The organism is Pseudomonas sp. M2(2023) (assembly GCF_030263955.1).
Taxonomy (GTDB): Bacteria; Pseudomonadota; Gammaproteobacteria; order Pseudomonadales; family Pseudomonadaceae; genus Aquipseudomonas; species Aquipseudomonas asiatica.
Genome location: NZ_CP127114.1, coordinates 1,863,111 through 1,880,414 on the forward strand (window position 1 = coordinate 1,863,111; position 17,304 = coordinate 1,880,414).

Annotated in this window: 16 protein-coding genes; 12 read left to right on the forward strand and 4 right to left on the reverse strand. The window is 65.6% G+C overall.

From position 1 onward, the window contains the following. Positions 1 to 349 precede the first annotated feature (349 nt). The 4 genes from QN085_RS08625 to QN085_RS08640 are packed head-to-tail and all read left to right on the forward strand — an operon-like array spanning position 350 to position 5,482. Positions 350 to 832 (forward strand): formate dehydrogenase subunit gamma, encoded by a 483-nt coding sequence (locus QN085_RS08625; protein ID WP_013971800.1) that lies wholly within the window; start codon positions 350 to 352, stop codon positions 830 to 832. Next, complete coding sequence (locus tag QN085_RS08630) at positions 826 to 2,403, forward strand: formate dehydrogenase beta subunit (protein ID WP_013971801.1); 1,578 nt, start codon at positions 826 to 828, stop codon at positions 2,401 to 2,403. The genes QN085_RS08625 and QN085_RS08630 overlap by 7 nt, the downstream gene beginning before the upstream one ends. Beyond that, positions 2,400 to 5,282: a formate dehydrogenase subunit alpha gene (fdhF, locus tag QN085_RS08635; RefSeq protein ID WP_013971802.1), complete on the forward strand. Its 2,883-nt coding sequence runs from the start codon at positions 2,400 to 2,402 to the stop codon at positions 5,280 to 5,282. Before QN085_RS08630 ends, fdhF begins: the two co-directional genes overlap by 4 nt. Continuing rightward, positions 5,279 to 5,482 (forward strand): formate dehydrogenase subunit delta, encoded by a 204-nt coding sequence (locus QN085_RS08640; RefSeq protein ID WP_013971803.1) that lies wholly within the window; start codon positions 5,279 to 5,281, stop codon positions 5,480 to 5,482. Before fdhF ends, QN085_RS08640 begins: the two co-directional genes overlap by 4 nt. A gap of 142 nt (positions 5,483 to 5,624) precedes the next feature. Here QN085_RS08640 and uspL read toward each other — a convergent pair whose 3' ends face one another. Next, entirely contained in the window at positions 5,625 to 6,488 is an 864-nt protein-coding gene (gene uspL, locus QN085_RS08645; RefSeq protein WP_013971804.1) for a universal stress protein UspL, read from the reverse strand. Between the two features lie 154 nt (positions 6,489 to 6,642). On the opposite strand from uspL, the gene QN085_RS08650 reads away from it, so the two are divergent. Beyond that, positions 6,643 to 7,260 carry a MiaE family protein gene (locus tag QN085_RS08650; RefSeq protein ID WP_013971805.1) on the forward strand — a complete coding sequence of 206 codons (618 nt, stop codon included), beginning with the start codon at positions 6,643 to 6,645 and terminating at the stop codon, positions 7,258 to 7,260. Positions 7,261 to 7,282: 22 nt separating this feature from the next. Here the strand turns inward: QN085_RS08650 and QN085_RS08655 are convergent, their stop codons facing one another. Continuing rightward, positions 7,283 to 7,603, reverse strand: coding sequence for an ElaB/YgaM/YqjD family protein (locus tag QN085_RS08655; RefSeq protein ID WP_013971806.1), 321 nt, complete (start codon positions 7,601 to 7,603; stop codon positions 7,283 to 7,285). A gap of 129 nt (positions 7,604 to 7,732) precedes the next feature. On the opposite strand from QN085_RS08655, the gene QN085_RS08660 reads away from it, so the two are divergent. Continuing rightward, entirely contained in the window at positions 7,733 to 7,996 is a 264-nt protein-coding gene (locus QN085_RS08660; protein ID WP_003256287.1) for a hypothetical protein, read from the forward strand. An 18-nt stretch (positions 7,997 to 8,014) separates the two neighbouring features. Here QN085_RS08660 and QN085_RS08665 read toward each other — a convergent pair whose 3' ends face one another. Further along, a complete protein-coding gene (locus QN085_RS08665) occupies positions 8,015 to 8,497 on the reverse strand; it encodes an LEA/WHy family protein (RefSeq protein WP_013971807.1) in 483 nt (160 codons plus the stop codon). A gap of 135 nt (positions 8,498 to 8,632) precedes the next feature. On the opposite strand from QN085_RS08665, the gene QN085_RS08670 reads away from it, so the two are divergent. Beyond that, the gene (locus QN085_RS08670; RefSeq protein WP_013971808.1) at positions 8,633 to 9,754 is read left to right on the forward strand and encodes a sigma-70 family RNA polymerase sigma factor; all 1,122 of its coding nucleotides are present in this window, start codon (positions 8,633 to 8,635) and stop codon (positions 9,752 to 9,754) included. A gap of 274 nt (positions 9,755 to 10,028) precedes the next feature. After that, complete coding sequence (locus QN085_RS08675) at positions 10,029 to 12,407, forward strand: TonB-dependent receptor (RefSeq protein ID WP_052484836.1); 2,379 nt, start codon at positions 10,029 to 10,031, stop codon at positions 12,405 to 12,407. 114 nt (positions 12,408 to 12,521) lie between these two features. Here the strand turns inward: QN085_RS08675 and QN085_RS08680 are convergent, their stop codons facing one another. Continuing rightward, positions 12,522 to 13,412, reverse strand: a complete 891-nt coding sequence (locus QN085_RS08680; protein WP_023661939.1) for a LysR family transcriptional regulator — start codon at positions 13,410 to 13,412, stop codon at positions 12,522 to 12,524. A 102-nt stretch (positions 13,413 to 13,514) separates the two neighbouring features. Here QN085_RS08680 and QN085_RS08685 point away from each other — a divergent pair, with 102 nt between their 5' ends. The 4 genes from QN085_RS08685 (at position 13,515) to QN085_RS08700 (ending at position 17,263) form a co-directional block, all read left to right on the forward strand. Next, a complete protein-coding gene (locus tag QN085_RS08685; RefSeq protein WP_015269635.1) occupies positions 13,515 to 14,594 on the forward strand; it encodes an extracellular solute-binding protein in 1,080 nt (359 codons plus the stop codon). A gap of 25 nt (positions 14,595 to 14,619) precedes the next feature. Beyond that, a complete protein-coding gene (speB, locus tag QN085_RS08690) occupies positions 14,620 to 15,585 on the forward strand; it encodes an agmatinase (RefSeq protein WP_013971812.1) in 966 nt (321 codons plus the stop codon). A 185-nt stretch (positions 15,586 to 15,770) separates the two neighbouring features. Further along, a complete protein-coding gene (locus tag QN085_RS08695) occupies positions 15,771 to 16,088 on the forward strand; it encodes a hypothetical protein (RefSeq protein ID WP_013971813.1) in 318 nt (105 codons plus the stop codon). 23 nt (positions 16,089 to 16,111) lie between these two features. Beyond that, positions 16,112 to 17,263, forward strand: coding sequence for a PQQ-dependent sugar dehydrogenase (locus tag QN085_RS08700; RefSeq protein ID WP_023662596.1), 1,152 nt, complete (start codon positions 16,112 to 16,114; stop codon positions 17,261 to 17,263). Positions 17,264 to 17,304 lie beyond the last annotated feature (41 nt).

Below are 17,304 nucleotides of genomic sequence, written 5' to 3' on the forward strand. Positions count from 1 at the left end.
GCCGGTGCCATGCACCGCGTTGGATTCTTCGCGGCTAAAGCCGCTCCCACAGGGTACGCGTACCGCTTGCGAATTCAGTTCTCCAAGCGACAGCGCAGCAGACTGTATAAGGCCAGAAACAACCCGCGTCGGTTTCAGGATGCGCCTGGTCGTTCGCACGCAACCCCCCGGCGCCACAAGTGCCATGCTTGCAGGATGCCTCGGACCAGTGCGCGCAGACGTACGGCCGCAGGCAAGGAGGCCGCTGGCTCCACGCAACCGTGACGTGGCCGGCGCGCCGCAGCAGAACACGCCGGATACCTGCCCTCACAACAATTCAGGCAGGGTCCGTGATGCCGAGGTCCGCTGTATGCCTGATGAATTGCTCCACCTGCCTGTGATCCAACGCATTCTGGCCCGTGACAAGGATACCCCCGGCGCGCTGTTGCCGATCCTGCATGCCATCCAGCACGACATCGGCTACATCCCCGATGCCGCTGTCGCCGAAATTGCCCATGCCCTGAACCTCAGCCTGGCCGAGGTGCGTGGGGTTATCAGCTTCTACCACGATTTCCGCACCACGCCACCGGCGCGCCACACCCTGCGCCTGTGCCGCGCCGAGTCGTGCCAGAGCCGGGGCGCCGAGGCGCTGGCCGCGCAACTGCGCGAACAGCTGGCGCTGGACGACCACGGCACCAGCGCCGACGGCGCCATCAGCCTGCGCCCGGTGTACTGCCTGGGCGCCTGTGCCTGCTCGCCAGCGCTGGAGCTGGACGGCCAGGTGCATGCGCGCCTTACCCCGGAGCGCCTGCGCGCGCTGGTCAACGCTTGCCGGGAGGACGCAGCATGCTGAAGCTGTATATCCCCTGCGATTCGGTAGCCCGGGCCGTGGGCGCCGACCAGGTTGCCGATGCATTGCAGCGTGAGGCCGAGCGCCGCCAGCTGCCGCTGGATATCCAGCGCACCAGCTCCCGCGGGCTGTATTGGCTGGAGCCGCTGCTGGAGTGCGACAGCGCGCAAGGGCGCCTGGGTTTCGGCCCGGTCACCCCGGAAGACGTGCCGTCCTTACTCGACGCCTTGACCGGTGAGCCCGGTGAGCCCGGTGAACCTGGTGGCCACTCGCTGGCCCTGGGGCCGGTCGAGGACATCCCTTACCTCAAGACCCAGCAGCGCCTGCTGTTCGCCCGCGCCGGCATCACCCGCCCGTTGTCGCTGGACGACTACCGTGCCCATGGCGGTTTTGCCGGCCTTGAAGCGGCCGTGGCCCTGGATGGTGCCGAGGTGGTCGCCGCCGTGCTCGATTCCGGCCTGCGCGGCCGCGGCGGTGCTGCGTTCCCGGCCGGCATCAAGTGGCGCACCGTGCGTGACGCCGGGGCCGGGCAGAAGTACGTGGTGTGCAACGCCGACGAGGGTGACTCCGGTACCTTCGCCGACCGCATGCTGATGGAAGGCGACCCGTTCCTGCTGATCGAGGGCATGATCATTGCCGGCCTCGCCGTGGGTGCCGACAAGGGCTACATCTATGTGCGCTCGGAATACCCCGACGCCATCCGCGTGCTTGACCAGGCCTTCGCCATCGCCCGTGACGCCGGCTATCTCGGCAGCGACGTGGCCGGCAGCGGCCAGGCCTTCGACCTGGAAGTGCGGGTCGGCGCCGGCGCCTATATCTGCGGCGAAGAAACCGCGCTGCTCGAATCCATCGAAGGCAAGCGCGGCATCGTTCGCGCCAAGCCTCCGCTACCCGCGCTGCAGGGCCTGTTCGGCCTGCCGACGCTGGTGCACAACGTACTCACCCTGGCCTCGGTACCCGTCATCTTGGCCAAGGGCGCGGCGTTCTATCGCGACTTCGGCATGGGCCGCTCACTGGGCACCATGCCGTTCCAGCTGGCCGGCAACATCCGCCAGGGCGGCCTGGTGGAACGCGCCTTTGGTCTGACCTTGCGCGAGCTGGTGGAAGGCTATGGCGGCGGCACGGCCAGCGGCCGGCCATTGAAGGCCGCGCAGGTGGGTGGCCCGCTCGGTGCCTGGGTGCCGCCCAGCCACTTCGATACGCCGCTGGACTACGAAGCCTTTGCCGCCATGGGCGCGATGCTCGGCCACGGTGGTGTGGTAGTGGCCGACGACACCCTGAACATGGCCAGCATGGCGCGCTTCGCCTTGCAGTTCTGTGCCGAGGAATCCTGTGGCAAGTGCACCCCGTGCCGCATCGGCTCGACCCGCGGCATGGAAGTGGTCGACCGGCTGATCGCCACCAGCGACATGACCGAGCGGCATGACCAGGCCCTGTTGCTGCGCGACCTGTGCGACACCATGCAATACGGCTCGCTGTGCGCCATGGGCGGCATGACCGCTTATCCGGTGGCCAGCGCGCTGAAGTACTTCCCCGCCGATTTCGGGCTGACCCACACGGAGGCCGCGCAGTGATCAATTTCTTCGACCCCGCTTCTGATAAAAGCAGCGACCTCGGCACCCCGGCCCGTGACAGCGAGGTACAGGTCAGCCTGAGCATCGATGGCCGTGCCATCACTGTGCCCGCCGGTACGTCGGTGATGCGTGCCGCGGCCATGCTCGGCACCAGCATCCCCAAACTGTGCGCCACCGACAGCCTCGAAGCCTTCGGCTCGTGCCGCATGTGCATGGTGGAAATCGAAGGCATGCGCGGCTACCCGGCGTCCTGCACCACCCCGGTCAGCGAAGGCATGGTAGTGCACACCGAAACCCCGCGCCTGGCCGGCCTGCGCCGCAACGTGATGGAGCTGTACATCTCCGACCACCCGCTGGACTGCCTGACCTGTTCGGCCAACGGTAACTGCGAGCTGCAGACCGTGGCCGGCCAGGTGGGCCTGCGCGAGGTGCGCTACGGCTATGACGGCGCCAACCACCTTGCCGAAAAAAAGGACGTATCCAACCCGTACTTCGACTACGAGCCTAGCAAGTGCATCGTCTGCAGCCGCTGTGTGCGTGCCTGCGAGGACATCCAGGGCACCTTCGCCCTGACCATCACCGGGCGCGGCTTCGAATCGCGAGTGGCGGCGGCGGGTGGTGAGAACTTCCTCGCCTCCGAGTGCGTGTCTTGCGGCGCCTGCGTGCAGGCCTGCCCGACCGCGACCCTGACCGAAAAGAGCCTGGTACAGCTGGGCCAGCCCGAGCGTGCGGTCATCACCACCTGCGCCTATTGCGGCGTCGGCTGCTCGTTCCGCGCCGAAATGAAGGGCGACCAGCTGGTGCGCATGGTCCCGGACAAGAACGGCGGCGCCAACCACGGCCACGCCTGCGTCAAGGGCCGCTTCGCCTGGGGTTACGCCACCCACCCGGACCGCATCACCAAGCCAATGATCCGCAAGCGCCTGGAAGACCCATGGCAGGAAGTCAGCTGGGACGAGGCGGTGACCTACGCCGCCAGCGAGTTCCGCCGTATCCAGCTGAAGTACGGTCGCGATTCCATCGGCGGCATCACCTCCAGCCGCTGCACCAACGAAGAAGCCTACCTGGTGCAGAAACTGGTGCGCACGGCGTTCGGCAACAACAACGTCGACACCTGCGCGCGGGTATGCCATTCGCCCACCGGCTATGGCCTGAAGCAGACCCTGGGTGAGTCGGCCGGTACACAAAGCTTCGACTCGGTGATGCAGGCCGACGTGGTGCTGGTGATCGGCGCCAACCCCACCGACGCCCACCCGGTATTCGGCTCGCAGCTCAAGCGCCGCCTGCGCCAGGGCGCGCGGCTGATCGTGATCGACCCTCGGCGCATCGACCTGGTCGACTCGCCGCACGCCCGCGCCGAGCTGCACCTGCAACTGCGCCCCGGTACCAACGTGGCCATGCTCAACGCCCTGGCCCACGTGATCGTCACCGAAGGCCTGCTGGCCCAGCGCTTCATCGATGCCCGCTGTGAAACCGAGGATTTTGCCCGCTGGCGCGACTTCGTCAGCCTGGCGGAAAACGCCCCCGAAGTGCTTGGCCCGGTCTGCGGCGTGCCTGCCGAGCAGATCCGCGCCGCCGCCCGGCTGTACGCCACCGGCGGCAACGCGGCGATCTACTACGGCCTGGGCGTGACCGAGCACAGCCAGGGCAGCACCGCGGTGATGGGCATCGCCAACCTGGCCATGGCCACCGGCAACATCGGCCGTGAAGGGGTAGGGGTGAACCCGCTGCGCGGGCAGAACAACGTGCAAGGCTCGTGCGACATGGGCTCGTTCCCCCACGAACTGCCCGGCTACAGGCACATTTCCAACGAAGTTGTGCGCGCCGAGTTCGAGCAGGCCTGGGGCGTGACGCTGCAGCCTGACCCGGGCCTGCGCATCCCCAACATGTTCGAGGCTGCGCTGGACGGCAGTTTCAAGGCCCTTTACTGCCAGGGCGAGGACATTGCCCAGAGCGACCCCAACACCCAGCACGTCACCGCGGCCCTGCTGGCCATGGAGTGCGTGGTGGTGCAGGACATCTTCCTCAACGAAACAGCCAAGTTCGCCCATGTGTTCCTGCCGGGCAGCTCGTTCCTGGAGAAGGACGGTACCTTCACCAATGCCGAGCGGCGTATTTCGCGGGTGCGCAAGGTCATGGAGCCGTTGGCCGGGAAGGCCGACTGGGAGGCGACCATAGCCCTGGCCAATGCCTTGGGCTACCCGATGAGCTACCGTCACCCGTCCGAGATCATGGACGAGATCGCCCGCCTTACGCCTACCTTCCGCCGCGTCAGCTACGCCGAGATCGACCGCCACGGCAGCCTGCAGTGGCCGTGCAACGACGCAGCGCCGGATGGCACGCCGACCATGCACATCGACCAGTTCGTACGTGGCAAGGGGCGCTTCATGCTCACCGGCTACGTGCCCACCGAGGAGAAGGTCAACAACCGCTACCCGCTGCTGCTGACCACCGGGCGCATTCTCAGCCAGTACAACGTCGGCGCCCAGACCCGGCGTACCGGTAACGTTGCCTGGCATGACGCCGACCGCCTGGAAATCCACCCGACCGACGCCGAAAGCCGTGGCATCCAGGATGGCGACTGGGTCGGCATCGGCAGCCGCGCCGGGCAGACGGTGCTGCGCGCCAAGGTCAGCACGCGGGTGGCGCCGGGTGTGGTGTACACCACCTTCCACTTCCCAGAGTCGGGGGCCAACGTGATTACCACCGACAATTCCGACTGGGCCACCAACTGCCCTGAGTACAAGGTGACGGCGGTGGAGGTGGTGAAAGTGTTCCAGCCGTCGCAGTGGCAGAAACGCTACCAGGACTTCAGTGACGAGCAGCGGCGGTTGTTGAAGGAGCGTCGTATTGCCGAGAAAACCGAGGTACGCCGATGAGCAGTGAGAATCTGGTCAAGATGGCCAACCAGATTGCCCATTACTTCGACAGCGAGCCAGACCGGGCGCTGGCGGTGCAAGGGATACGGCAGCATCTGCAGAGCTTCTGGACGCCTGCGATGCGCCGGCAACTGGCGGAATGGGCCGAGGCCAATGCAGGGGAGGGGCTGGACCCGAAGGTGCAGGAAGCGTTGGCCTAGATACTTCTTGTAAGAAATCCCTGTGGGAGCGGGTTTACCCGCGAATGCGTCGTTGGACTCACCGCCGCTTTCGCGGGTAAACCCGCTCCCACAGGGGCCCTGCAATTTCAAGGAATCATGTGTCCTCCTGAGGAAGGCAAACTCAGCCGCGGGCGAGTTCTGCCAGGTGGGCAGTTACTTCCTCGGTCTTGAGCACCAGCACATCCCCCTCCAGCGAATCCAGCACCACCTCCGCGGTATTACCAATCAATGCCCCGGAAATCCCCGTGCGGCACACCGTGCCGATCACCGTTACCACGGCATCAAGCTTCTTCTCGGTATGCGGAATCAGCACATCCGCCGGCCCTTCGGCCACATGCAGGCACTCGTCGCTGATGCCGTACTCGGCCTGGAACGCCTTGCAAGCCTCGCGGTAGCGCTTCTCGATGGTCTCGCTCAGTTGGTACGCCGGGTCCGATGCCGACAGCATCGGCGACGGATGAGCGCTGATGACATGAAGCTCGCCCTTGGCCAGCCCGGCAATGGCATAACCATGGTCGATGATGCTGGCATGCAGGCGGCGGTGGTCCTCGTCCTGGTTGCCCACGTCCACCGCGGCCAGAATCTTGCCGCCGGTCCACGGCCGCTCGCTCTTGACCATGAGCACGGCACACGGGCATTGGCGCAGCAGCTTCCAGTCGCTGGGGGTGAGCAGGGCCTTTTTCAGCGGGTTGTCCGGGCGGTGTTCCTTGATCACCAGCTCGCAGCCCTCGGCCTGCTGCACGTAGATGATGGTGTCGTGCAGGTTGTCGCGCCAGGCCTCCTCATGGGTGACGCTGTCGTACCCGTCATCATGCAGCTGGCTGCTCAGCAGGCTTAGCAGCGCGCTGTGGTCATGCCTTTTGTCGCACATCAGCAGGTGCAGGCGGGCGCCGGTGACGCCGGCGATCAGCTTGGCCCGGGTCAGTGCCCGGCTGTGGGCGTGCTCGGGGTCGAGGACGACGAGGATGCTGCGGACGGCTTGCATGGGCGTTAACTCCCTTCAAAGGTGGCGACCAATGCCTGACTATAGTCGGCGCTTCCCCCGCTGGCGCTTGATGTACATCAAGCATAGTCACTGGCGCCGCCCGCCGCCGCCGGTATAATCGCCGGCCCTGCCTGTTCTTTGTGGTCGCACGCTCATGTCCCTGATCCCCGAAATCGACGCCTTTCTTGGTTGCCCGACACCAGACGCCTGGATCGAAGCGGCGCTCGCCGACCAGGAAACCCTGCTGATCGACCACAAGAACTGCGAGTTCAAGGCTGCCAGCACCGCCCTGAGCCTGATCGCCAAGTACAACACCCACCTCGACCTGATCAACATGATGTCGCGCCTGGCCCGCGAGGAGCTGGTGCACCACGAGCAGGTGCTGCGCCTGATGAAGCGTCGTGGCGTGCCGCTGCGCCCGGTGTCGGCGGGGCGATATGCGTCGGGGCTGCGGCGGCTGGTGCGCGCCCACGAGCCGGTCAAGCTGGTGGATACGCTGGTGGTGGGGGCGTTCATCGAGGCGCGCAGCTGCGAGCGCTTTGCCGCGTTGGTACCGCATCTGGACGAGGAACTGGGCCGCTTCTACCACGGCCTGCTGAAGAGCGAAGCGCGCCATTACCAGGGTTATCTGAAACTGGCGCACAACTATGGCGAAGAGGCAGACATTGCCCGCCGGGTGGACCTGGTGCGTGCAGCGGAGGTGGAGCTGATCCAGTCACCGGACCAGGAGCTGCGCTTCCACAGCGGTATCCCGATGGCGCAGGCCGCCTGATTCGCACCAGGCGGCCCAGGCGTCAGTGACGGCGGCCCAGCAGCAGGCCGACCACCAGCCCGAGGCCAGCGGAAATGGCCACGGTCTGCCACGGGTGGCCACCGATATAGTCCTGGGTAGCGTCCATCACCGGTTGCGCCTTGCTGCGTACCTTGTCGGCGGCATTGCGCGCCTGGCGTAGCTTGAGGCTTACCTGCGTGCGCAGGGTTTCCGCCTCGTCACCCACCAGGGCGGCGCTGTCGTTCAGCAGTTTTTCCGACTCTTCGATCAGCGCCTGCAGTTCGCTGAATACCTGGTCCTTGATCTGATCGCTGTCGGTCAGCGGGGCGTTTTTCCGGGCCATGAACTCGTCCTCGTCGATGGTGTGGCTTGAACAATGGATGCCGGCGCGTCGGGAAAGTTGCGGCGGCTTTGGGCTGTTGCAGTACCTGGGTGTAAGATAGCGGCCATTTTCAAACCTGCAGGTACCTTCATGAGTTTCAATCTGGCCAACATGAGCTTCGAGGAACGGGCGCAGATCGAGGCAGAGAAGGCCCGGCTGTTCGAGCTGTGGCAGAACAACCTGGGCAAGGCCAAGGGCGAAGCGGCACGGTTGATCGCCGAGAAACCACGGCGCAAAGGCAAATGGGCCGAGTGGGTGCGCGCCGAGCTGGATGGCATGTCGCCGCCCGAATACGCCAACATGGTGCGCAGCGAAGTCAACAAGCTGATGGCCGCAGCCAGCGCCAGCCGCTGATCACACCCCGCCAGGCGCCTACCAGTAGGCGCCCTTGGGCAGGTCCAGCTTGCCCTCGTCGGTAAAGCGCACGGTCCCCAGCAGCCCGCCGGCCAGCTTGCCGCGCAGCACATAGGGCAGGCCTTGCAGCGAGTCCACCTGGCCCAGCCCATAGGCCTGGCGCAGGAAGGAAAACGCCGTGATGCTCACCGGCACCACGATCACCGCTTCGCCATAACGGCCGATGTGCCCCTGCTGGTCGCTCACCCCGGCAGCCAGCGGCTGGCCGTTCACCTCCAGGTTCAGGGCGATGCCGTTGTAGTCGATCGGCGCCTCGTTGGGGTTTTGTACCCGCATCTTCACCGCCATGCGCAGTTCCAGCTCCTGCCCGGGCAGCGGCTCGATACCGATCACGCTGATATTGACCGGGTCGCGTGCCTGGAACAGCGCACAGGCCCCCAGGCCGCAGGCCAGCAGCAGGACCAGGAACAGGCGGGCGTAGCGGTGCAGACGGGCAGCCATGGAGTGCGACCTTGCCAGAGTGGGCGAATGGGCAGTGTGGCAAATACGCGTCGACGTTGAAGGTCACCGCCCAGATGAAAGATACTGTTTCTCATTAACGCCCGATAACTTCTCCTACTGGCCGTTCCCGAACCCATGCTGACTTCTCCCGCGCCGGGCCTGCTGGCAAGCTTCCAGGAGCACTACGACGACCTGCTTCAGTTCCTGACCCGGCGCATGAGCGACCGTCAGCGCGCTGCCGATGTCGCGCAGGAAACCTACCTGAAGCTGGTGAACATCGACCAGCAGGCGGTGCCGGTGCTGCACGCGCGCAGTTTCATCTTCCGCGTGGCCGGCAACCTGGCGATCGATGCCTTGCGCCGCGAGCAGCGCATTGCCGCCAGCCACGACGACAGCGAGCGGGCAGGTGAGGTCGCCTGCCCGGCGCCGGCCCCGGAAGCGGCCTTGCTGGCCCGGGAGCGCTTGCAGATCCTCGACCAGGCGCTGCTGCAGCTATCCGACAATGCCCGCCAGGCGCTGTTGCTCAACCGCGTCGACGGCCTGACCCAGGCGCAGATCGCGCAGCGCCTGGGGGTTTCCGAAAGCATGGTGGCGAAATACATCGGCCAAGCCCTGCGCCATTGCCGCAACTGGCTCAAACAGGCGGGGGTGGCTGCTGCACTGGTGTTGGCCGTTGGTGTGGCGGGTTGGCAGAAGGCGCCAATGCTGCTGGCGGATTACCACACCGGGGTAGGTGAGCGACAGGTGATTACGTTGGCAGATGGCACGCGGGTGACGCTGAACAGTGCCACAGCCCTGAGCGTGGTGTTCAGCGACCGTGAGCGGCGGGTGGTGCTGGAATCTGGTGAGGCCTTGTTCGAGACCGCCGATGATTCACGGCCCTTTGTGGTCGACACGGCCGGTGAGCGGGTGCAGGGGAGTGCGGCCACCTTCAGCGTGCGTCGCGATGGCCGCGTGGTATTGGCCCATGGCGAAGCCAAGGTTGGCGAACATGAACTGGCAGTAGCGGCCGATGCCGGCACGCAGATGGCCTGGCAGCGCGGCAAGCTGATCTTCAACGGCAAGCCGCTGGGGCAGGTGCTGGCGGAGCTCGAGCGTTATCGGCATGGGCGGATCGTGTTGTCCGATAGCAAGCTGGCGGCGATGCAGGTCAGCGGGGTGTTCGACCTCGATGAGCCGGAGGCCCTGTTGCGGACCCTTGAGCAGCGTTATGGGCTGAAGGTGACCTACCTGCCGTGGTTGGCCGTGGTTCATTGATTCGCCTGTGCCGGCCTCTTCGCGGCTGAAGCCGCTCCCACAGGTACTGCACAGGTCTGGAAGGCTGTGGAGATCCCTGTAGGAGCGGCTTTAGCCGCGAAGAGGCCGGCACAGGAAAAATTTTTTATCTTGCACTGCAAGTTCCTGCAAGCCAGATCGTCGTAGTGGGACTGATCAGCAACCAATTCTCATTTACGACTTGTCAGGAAGCTCATTCGTGCCTCTGAGGCTCAAGCCCTTGCACCGCCGCCGCGGTCCGCTTCACCATGCCCTGATGTCCTGCAGTGCCCTGGCCATGCTGGTCGGCCCGCTGCAGGTGTTTGCCTCGACCGCCACCGAACAGGCCCAGACTCAGGCCCGCCAGGTCCAGCTCGACCTGCCGGCCCAGCCGCTGGACCACGCCCTGACCACGTTCGCCGACCAGGCCGGCCTGCACCTGCTGTACACCACCGGCGACGTCGCCGGCCAATCCAGCCCGGCCTTGCAGGGCAGCTACAGCATCGAGCAGGCCCTGCAGCAGTTGCTGGCCGGCAGCGGCATGAGCTGGCACTTCAGCGATGCCCGCACGGTGACCCTGCGCAAGGCCGACGCTGCGCCGCAGGCGGTCAATCTCAAGCCGATCGAGGTCAGCGTGGCCTCGCGCACCAGCACCGCGATCAGTGAAATCCCCGGCACCGTGTGGGTGGTCGACCAGCAGCAGTTGCGCGAGCAGATCGACAGCGGCGTCAGCCTGAAGGAAGCCATCGGCAAGCTGGTGCCAGGCCTCGACCTGGCGCCGGAAGGCCGTACCAACTACGGCCAGAACATGCGCGGGCGCAATGTGCTGGTGATGATCGACGGGGTCAGCCAGAACAGCTCGCGCGGCCTGTCACGCCAGTTCGACAGCATTTCGCCGTTCAACGTCGAGCGCGTCGAAGTGCTGTCTGGCGCCAGTGCCATCTACGGTGGTGGCGCCACCGGCGGCATCATCAACATCGTGACCAAGAAGGGCGAACCCGGCCCGGCGCGTTTCGAGACCCAGCTCGGTGCCAGCAGCGGCTTCAACAACAGCGACGACCTGGCCACCCGCTTCGCCCAGTCGATCAGTGGCGGCAACGAACGGTTCAACGCCCGCCTGGGGGTTTCCGGAGAGCAGAACGAAGCCTTCTACGACGGCGCCGGCGACCAGATCTTCATCGACAACACCCAGACCGACCTACAATACAACCGCACCATCGACGTGCTCGGCACCTTGGGGATGCAACTGAACGACCAGCAGAGCCTCGACCTGCTGGCCCAGTACTATGACTCGGGCAACCACGGCAGCACCGGCATTTACTTCCCTAACCTGAACTACAACGCCCCATCCGACCTGGAAGACGCCGAGCTGCGCAGCGGCTACTCGTCGGACCTGGAGCCGCGCACCCGGCGCCTGCTGCTGAACGCCAACTACCACCACACCGACGTGCTGGGGCAGGACTTCTACCTGCAGGCCTCTTACCGCAAGGAAGACGACAACTTCTACCCGTTCCCGTACTACAACCGCGCCACGCCCACCGGCTCGCGCGGGGTGTACTTCGCCGCCTCGCAGCAAAACTTCGAAGTCACCAGCCTCAAGGGCCTGTTCGCCAAGCAGTGGGACGCGCTGAAGCTGACCTACGGCGTCGACCTGGACCGCGAGCGCTTCAATGCCGAGCAGACCACCTTCAACGCCCAGACGTCGTCCGAGTCGGGTGGCCTGGAGCTGGAAAAGGAAAGCAAGGCCGCGCGCTACCCCAGCTACCGGGTCGATGGCGTGTCGGTGTACGCGCAGCTGGACTGGCATGCCACCGATAACCTGACCCTGTCCGGCGGCGCCCGGCGCCAGCAGATGGATGTGGACGTCAGCGACTTCAAGGGTGTGCCGGGTGGCAGCAACGATTACCAGGTCAACCTGTTCAACGTCGGTGCCATCTACGACTTCAAGAATGGCCACCAGGTATGGACCAACTACGGCGAAGGCTTCGACCTGCCCGACCCGGCCAAGTACTACGGCAAGCCCGGGTTGAGCGTGGCCGACAACCCGCTGGCCGGCATCAAGAGCCGCCAGGTGGAACTGGGCTGGCGCTATGCCGACCTGGACTGGGATGCCCAGGCGGCGCTGTACTACATCTGGTCGGACAAGATCATCAACGTCGACTCGCAGACGCTGACCATCAATGTGGAAGACCAGAAAAGCCGCGACTTCGGTTTTGAGGGCGCGCTGACCCGGCACTTCCAGACCGGCTGGGAAACCGGTGGTACCCTGCACCTGACCCGCTCCGAGGAGGAGGATGTCGATGGCGGCTGGATCAAGCGCGATGCCCGCTATGCCTCGTTGTCCAAGGCTACCGCGTTCGTCGGCTGGAAGGGCGATGGCCGCAGTGCGCGGCTACAGGCCAACCATGCCTTCAGCCTGAAGGACGATGCCGACCACGAGATCGACGGCTACTCCACCTTCGACCTGCTGGGCAGCCAGGATACCGGCTTCGGCACCTTCAGCGCCGGCATCCAGAACCTGCTGGACAAGCAATACAGCACGGTCTGGGGGCAGCGTGCGACGCTGTTCTACTCGCCGACCTACGGGCCGGCGTACCTGTATGACTACCAGGGGCGCGGGCGTACCTACACGCTGACCTGGAGCATGGCTTACTGATGGGTGTTGTCTGTCCCGGCCTCTTCGCGGGTAAACCCGCTCCCACAGGCACGGCGCAGCCCTCAGGCTGTGTGAGAACCCTGTAGGAGCGGGTTTACCCGCGAAGAGGCCGGTTCAGGCAAACGACGCCAGCAAATCCTGCGCAAACGCCTGCTGTGCCTCGCCAACCGCTTGCGCCCGGTGCCTGGCCAGGGTAAACGGCACCACAAAGTCCAACCCCGGGTCCAGCGCCCATAACAGCCCCTCAGCCTCCCAAGCTTGCGCACAATGGCATGGCAGATAGCCAATATGCCGCCCCGACAGAATGAACGTCAGCACGCTCTCGATCTGCTCCGCCACCGCCATGCTGCGCTGGCTCTGGAACGGCTCACCGCCCTTGAGAAACCGGTACGGATGGCGCACCTGGTCCATCGCCAGCAACCGCTCCCGGCCAACGCCAGCCTCACCGAACAGCACATGGCCCTTGCCGCAATACAGCCGTTGCCGCTCCTGGAACAGCGGCTGGTAGTCGAAGGCTGCCTGGTTGCCGGAAAAGTAGCTGATGGCGTAATCCAGCCGCTGCTCCAGCAACAAGCGCTCCAGCTCTGCCGGTGGCGCACTGATCAGTTCCAGCTGCACCGCCTCCTCGCGCCTGCGAAACGCCGCAATGGCCGCCGCCAGCTTCAGGCTCACCGCCTTGTCCTGGCTCTCCGCCATGCCTATGCGCACGGTCCCCAGCAGCCGCCCGGCAACGCCATTGGCCTGCTGGCGAAACTGTTCGATGTTCAGCAATAGCCCACGGGCGGCGTCCAGCAACAACGCGCCCTTTTCCGTCAGGTGAAAGCCACCTTTGCCGCGGCTGCACAAGCGGTAGCCCAGCCGCGCTTCCAGCTGCGCCATGCGCTGGCTGATGGTGGGCTGGCTCAAGCCCAGCACGCCTTGCGCGGCGCTGAAACCACCGGCCTCGACTACAGTGACGAACAGCCGCAGCAGGTGCAGGTCGGGGTCGTGCACTTGTCCGAGCATTACATTGCTCCTGATGAATGGCAGCTTTGTAAACTTGCCATTCCTGCAATGTAACCCGGTTGGCATGCTCGCGGCATCCACCCATTTGCCGAGGTGTTCGCCATGCGTCGATCGTTGTGCCTGCTGTCCCTGGTCCTGGCCTTGCCGCTGCAGGCCGAAGAAAAGGTCGTCAACCTCTACAGCTGGGCCGACTATGTCGCCCCGCAAACCCTCCAGCGCTTCGAGCGGGAAACCGGCTACAAGGTGCGCTATGACACCTTCGACACCACCGAAGTGCTGGAAACCAAGCTGCTGACCGGTGGTAGCGGCTATGACGTGGTGGTGCCGTCGTCAACCGTACTGGCCCGGGCGCTCAAGGCAAATGCCCTGCAGCCGTTCGATCCCCAGGCCATGCCCGGCTATGCCAACCTCGACAAGGACCTGCTGGCCAAGCTCGCCGAGGCCGACCCCGGCAACCGCCATGCCGTGCCCTACACCTGGGGCACCCTGGGCCTGGGGGTGAATGTGGAAGCGGTGCGCCAGCGCCTGGGGGATGTACCGCTGGACAGCCTCGACCTGCTGTTCAAGCCCGAGTACGCCAGCCGGCTGAAGGACTGCGGCATTGCCATGCCCGACTCGCCCCAGGAGGTGATCGGCGTGGCCCTGAACTACCTGGGCAAGGACCCTTACAGCCAGGACAAGGACGACCTGGCCGCCGCGCAGAACCTGCTGAGCCAGCTGCAGCCGTCGATCAGCTACGTCGCCAATGGCCGGCAGATCAGCGACCTGGCCAACGGCAGCGTGTGCCTGGCGCTGACCTACAACGGCGATGCGGCGATGGCCGCCGACCAGGCGCGTCGCGCTGGCAAACCGTTCGAGCTGATCTACCGCATCCCCCGCGAAGGCACGCTGGTGTGGCAGGACAACCTGGTCATTCCCAAGGACGCCCCGCACCCCGAGGCCGCGCGGGCGTTCATCGCCTTCATGCTCAAGCCCGAGTCGGTCGCCGCACTGACCAACACGCTGTTCTTCGCCAACGCCAACCAGGCGGCCACGCCGCTGGTGGACGAAGCAGTGCGCAATGACCCGGACATCTACCCGTCGGCCGCGGTGCGCCAGCGCCTGTATGCCGACCGCAGCATGGCCTTGGCCGACCTGCGCCAGCGCAACCGCCTGTGGACCGCGTTCCGCAGCCGCCAGTAACCGATAACGACAAAGGAACCCGACCGTGGAGCAAGCCGCAAACAACGACCAGGCCATGACCCGCGACAGCCTGTATGGCACCGCTGCGGAAAGTACCTACGCCGGCATTACCAGTTTCTCTCGCCGCCGCTACAGCCGCGACCTGCGTGGTGTCGATGTGGTGGTCAGTGGTGTGCCGTTCGATACTGCCACCAGCAACCGCCCCGGTGCGCGCTTCGGCCCGCGGGCGATCCGCGCCGCCTCGGTGCAGCAGGCCTGGGCCCGGCACTGGCCGTGGGCGTTCGACCCGTTCGACCACCTGGCGGTGATCGACTATGGCGATTGCGCCTTCGACAGCGGCACCCCGCAGTCGGTACCGGACAGCATCGAGGCCCATGCCACGCATATTCTGGAAGCAGGCTGCGCCATGCTCACCCTGGGTGGCGACCACTTCATCAGCTACCCGCTGCTCAAGGCCCATGCCCGCCGCCATGGCCCGCTGGCGCTGATCCACTTCGATGCGCACAGCGACACCTGGCCGGACGAGGAAGGCAAGCGCATCGACCACGGCACCATGTTCTGGCATGCCGCCCGCGAAGGCCTGGTGGACCCGGCCAGCTCGGTGCAGATCGGCCTGCGCACCACCAATGACGACAGCCAGGGCTTTGCCATCCTCGACGCCCGCCAGGTGCACCGGCAGGGCACCGAGGCGGTGATTGCGGCGATTCGCCAGCGGGTGGGCGAGCGGCCGGTTTACCTGACCTTCGATATCGACTGCCTCGACCCGGCGTATGCGCCCGGCACCGGCACGCCGGTATGCGGCGGGCTGAGCACGGTGCAGGCGCTGGAGATCCTTGGCGGGCTGCGCGGCATCAACCTGGTGGGCATGGACCTGGTGGAGGTGGCGCCAGCCTATGACCATGCTGACATCACCGCGCTGGCCGGGGCGACCCTGGCGATGGAAATGCTGTGCCTGTATGCGGCGCGGCACAAGGTGGACAAGGGCCAGTAATTCGGCGTCCGTAGGGGTTTGTGGGAGCGGCCTTGTGTCGCGAAAGGGCTGCGTAGCAGCCCCCAAGGCCCATACTGAAACATCAGGAATCATCTCCACCCGCATTCACACTTTTTGCCGCGAACCCTTCGCGCCTTAGGCTATCAAACCCACCAGGCGCGGCATTTTCGTACAGGAGGTGAAGCATGACCCCGACCTTGCCCATCCTGGCCCTCGGCCTGGTGCTGTGCCTGCCCGCGCAAGCGGCCCCCGAGCCGCCCTTGCAACTCGCCGCCGGCAACAATAACCCCTACAACAGCCCGATCCAGCGCGCCAACCCCAACAGCCGCCAGGGCAGCATGCCGGCCACGCCTCCCGTGCGCGGCCCGTCCACCGACCCGTACCAGCGCACGCCCACCCTGGACAACCGCGGCATCGGCAATGGCGACAACCTGCGCCGCCAGCAGCAAACCCCGAACCTGGAGCCCAGCCGACCACCGCGCGGCAACCCGCGCGCGCCATGAGCGCCCTACGAAAGGAATCCTGCATGCTTCGAGCACCCTGGTTTGTAACCCTGACCGCCGCCGCACTCCTGCCCCTGCTGGCGCAGGCGGCGGCCGAACAGCAGTTTCGCAGTGAAGAAGGCACCTTGACCGTCAGCACCCTGGCCGATGGCCTGCGCAACCCTTGGGCCCTGGCGTTCCTGCCGGGCGGCAAGGACATGCTGGTCACCGAGCGTGCCGGCAACTTGCGGGTGGTCAATGCCGAAGGCAAGGTCGGCCCGCCGATCAGCGGTGTACCCAAGGTCTGGGCCGAGGGCCAGGGCGGCTTGCTGGATGTGGTGCTGTCGCCGGAGTTCGCCAAGGACCGCACCGTCTACCTGTCCTACGCCGAAGAGGGCAGTGACGGCAAGGCCGGTACGGCGGTCGGCCGTGGCCAGTTGTCCCAGGACCGCGCCCGGCTGGAAAACTTCAACGTCATCTTCCGCCAGCAGCCCAAACTGTCGGAGGGCAACCACTTTGGCTCGCGCCTGGTGTTCGACCGCGACGGCTACCTGTTCATCGCCCTCGGTGAAAACAACCAGCGCCCGACTGCCCAGGACCTGGACAAGCTGCAAGGCAAGATCGTGCGTATCTTGCCGGACGGCGAAGTGCCCAGGGACAACCCCTTCGTCGGCGAGGACAATGTGCGGCCGGAGATTTGGTCGTTCGGCCACCGCAACCAGCAAGGCGCCGCACTCAACCCATGGACCGGCAAGCTGTGGACCCACGAGCATGGCCCGCGCGGCGGCGACGAGATCAACATTCCCGAACCCGGCAAGAACTATGGCTGGCCGATTGCGACCCACGGCATCAACTACTCGCTGCTGCCGATCCCCGAGGCCAAGGGCGAGCATGTGCAGGGCATGGTCGACCCGCACCATGTATGGGAGAAGTCGCCGGGGATCAGCGGCATGGCGTTCTACGACAGCCCTAGGTTCAAGGCCTGGGACCACAACCTGTTCATTGGCGCGCTGGCTACCCAGGAGCTGATCCGCCTGCAACTGGATGGCGACAAGGTGGTGCATGAAGAGCGTTTGCTGGGTGAGCTGAAGGCGCGTATCCGCGATGTACGGGTGGGGCCGGATGGCTACCTGTATGTGCTGACCGATGACAAGGACGGCGCGTTGCTCAAGGTAGGCCTGGGCGACGGCACCTGACGCAGTACAGTACTTGTGGGAGCGGCCTTGTGTCGCGAAAG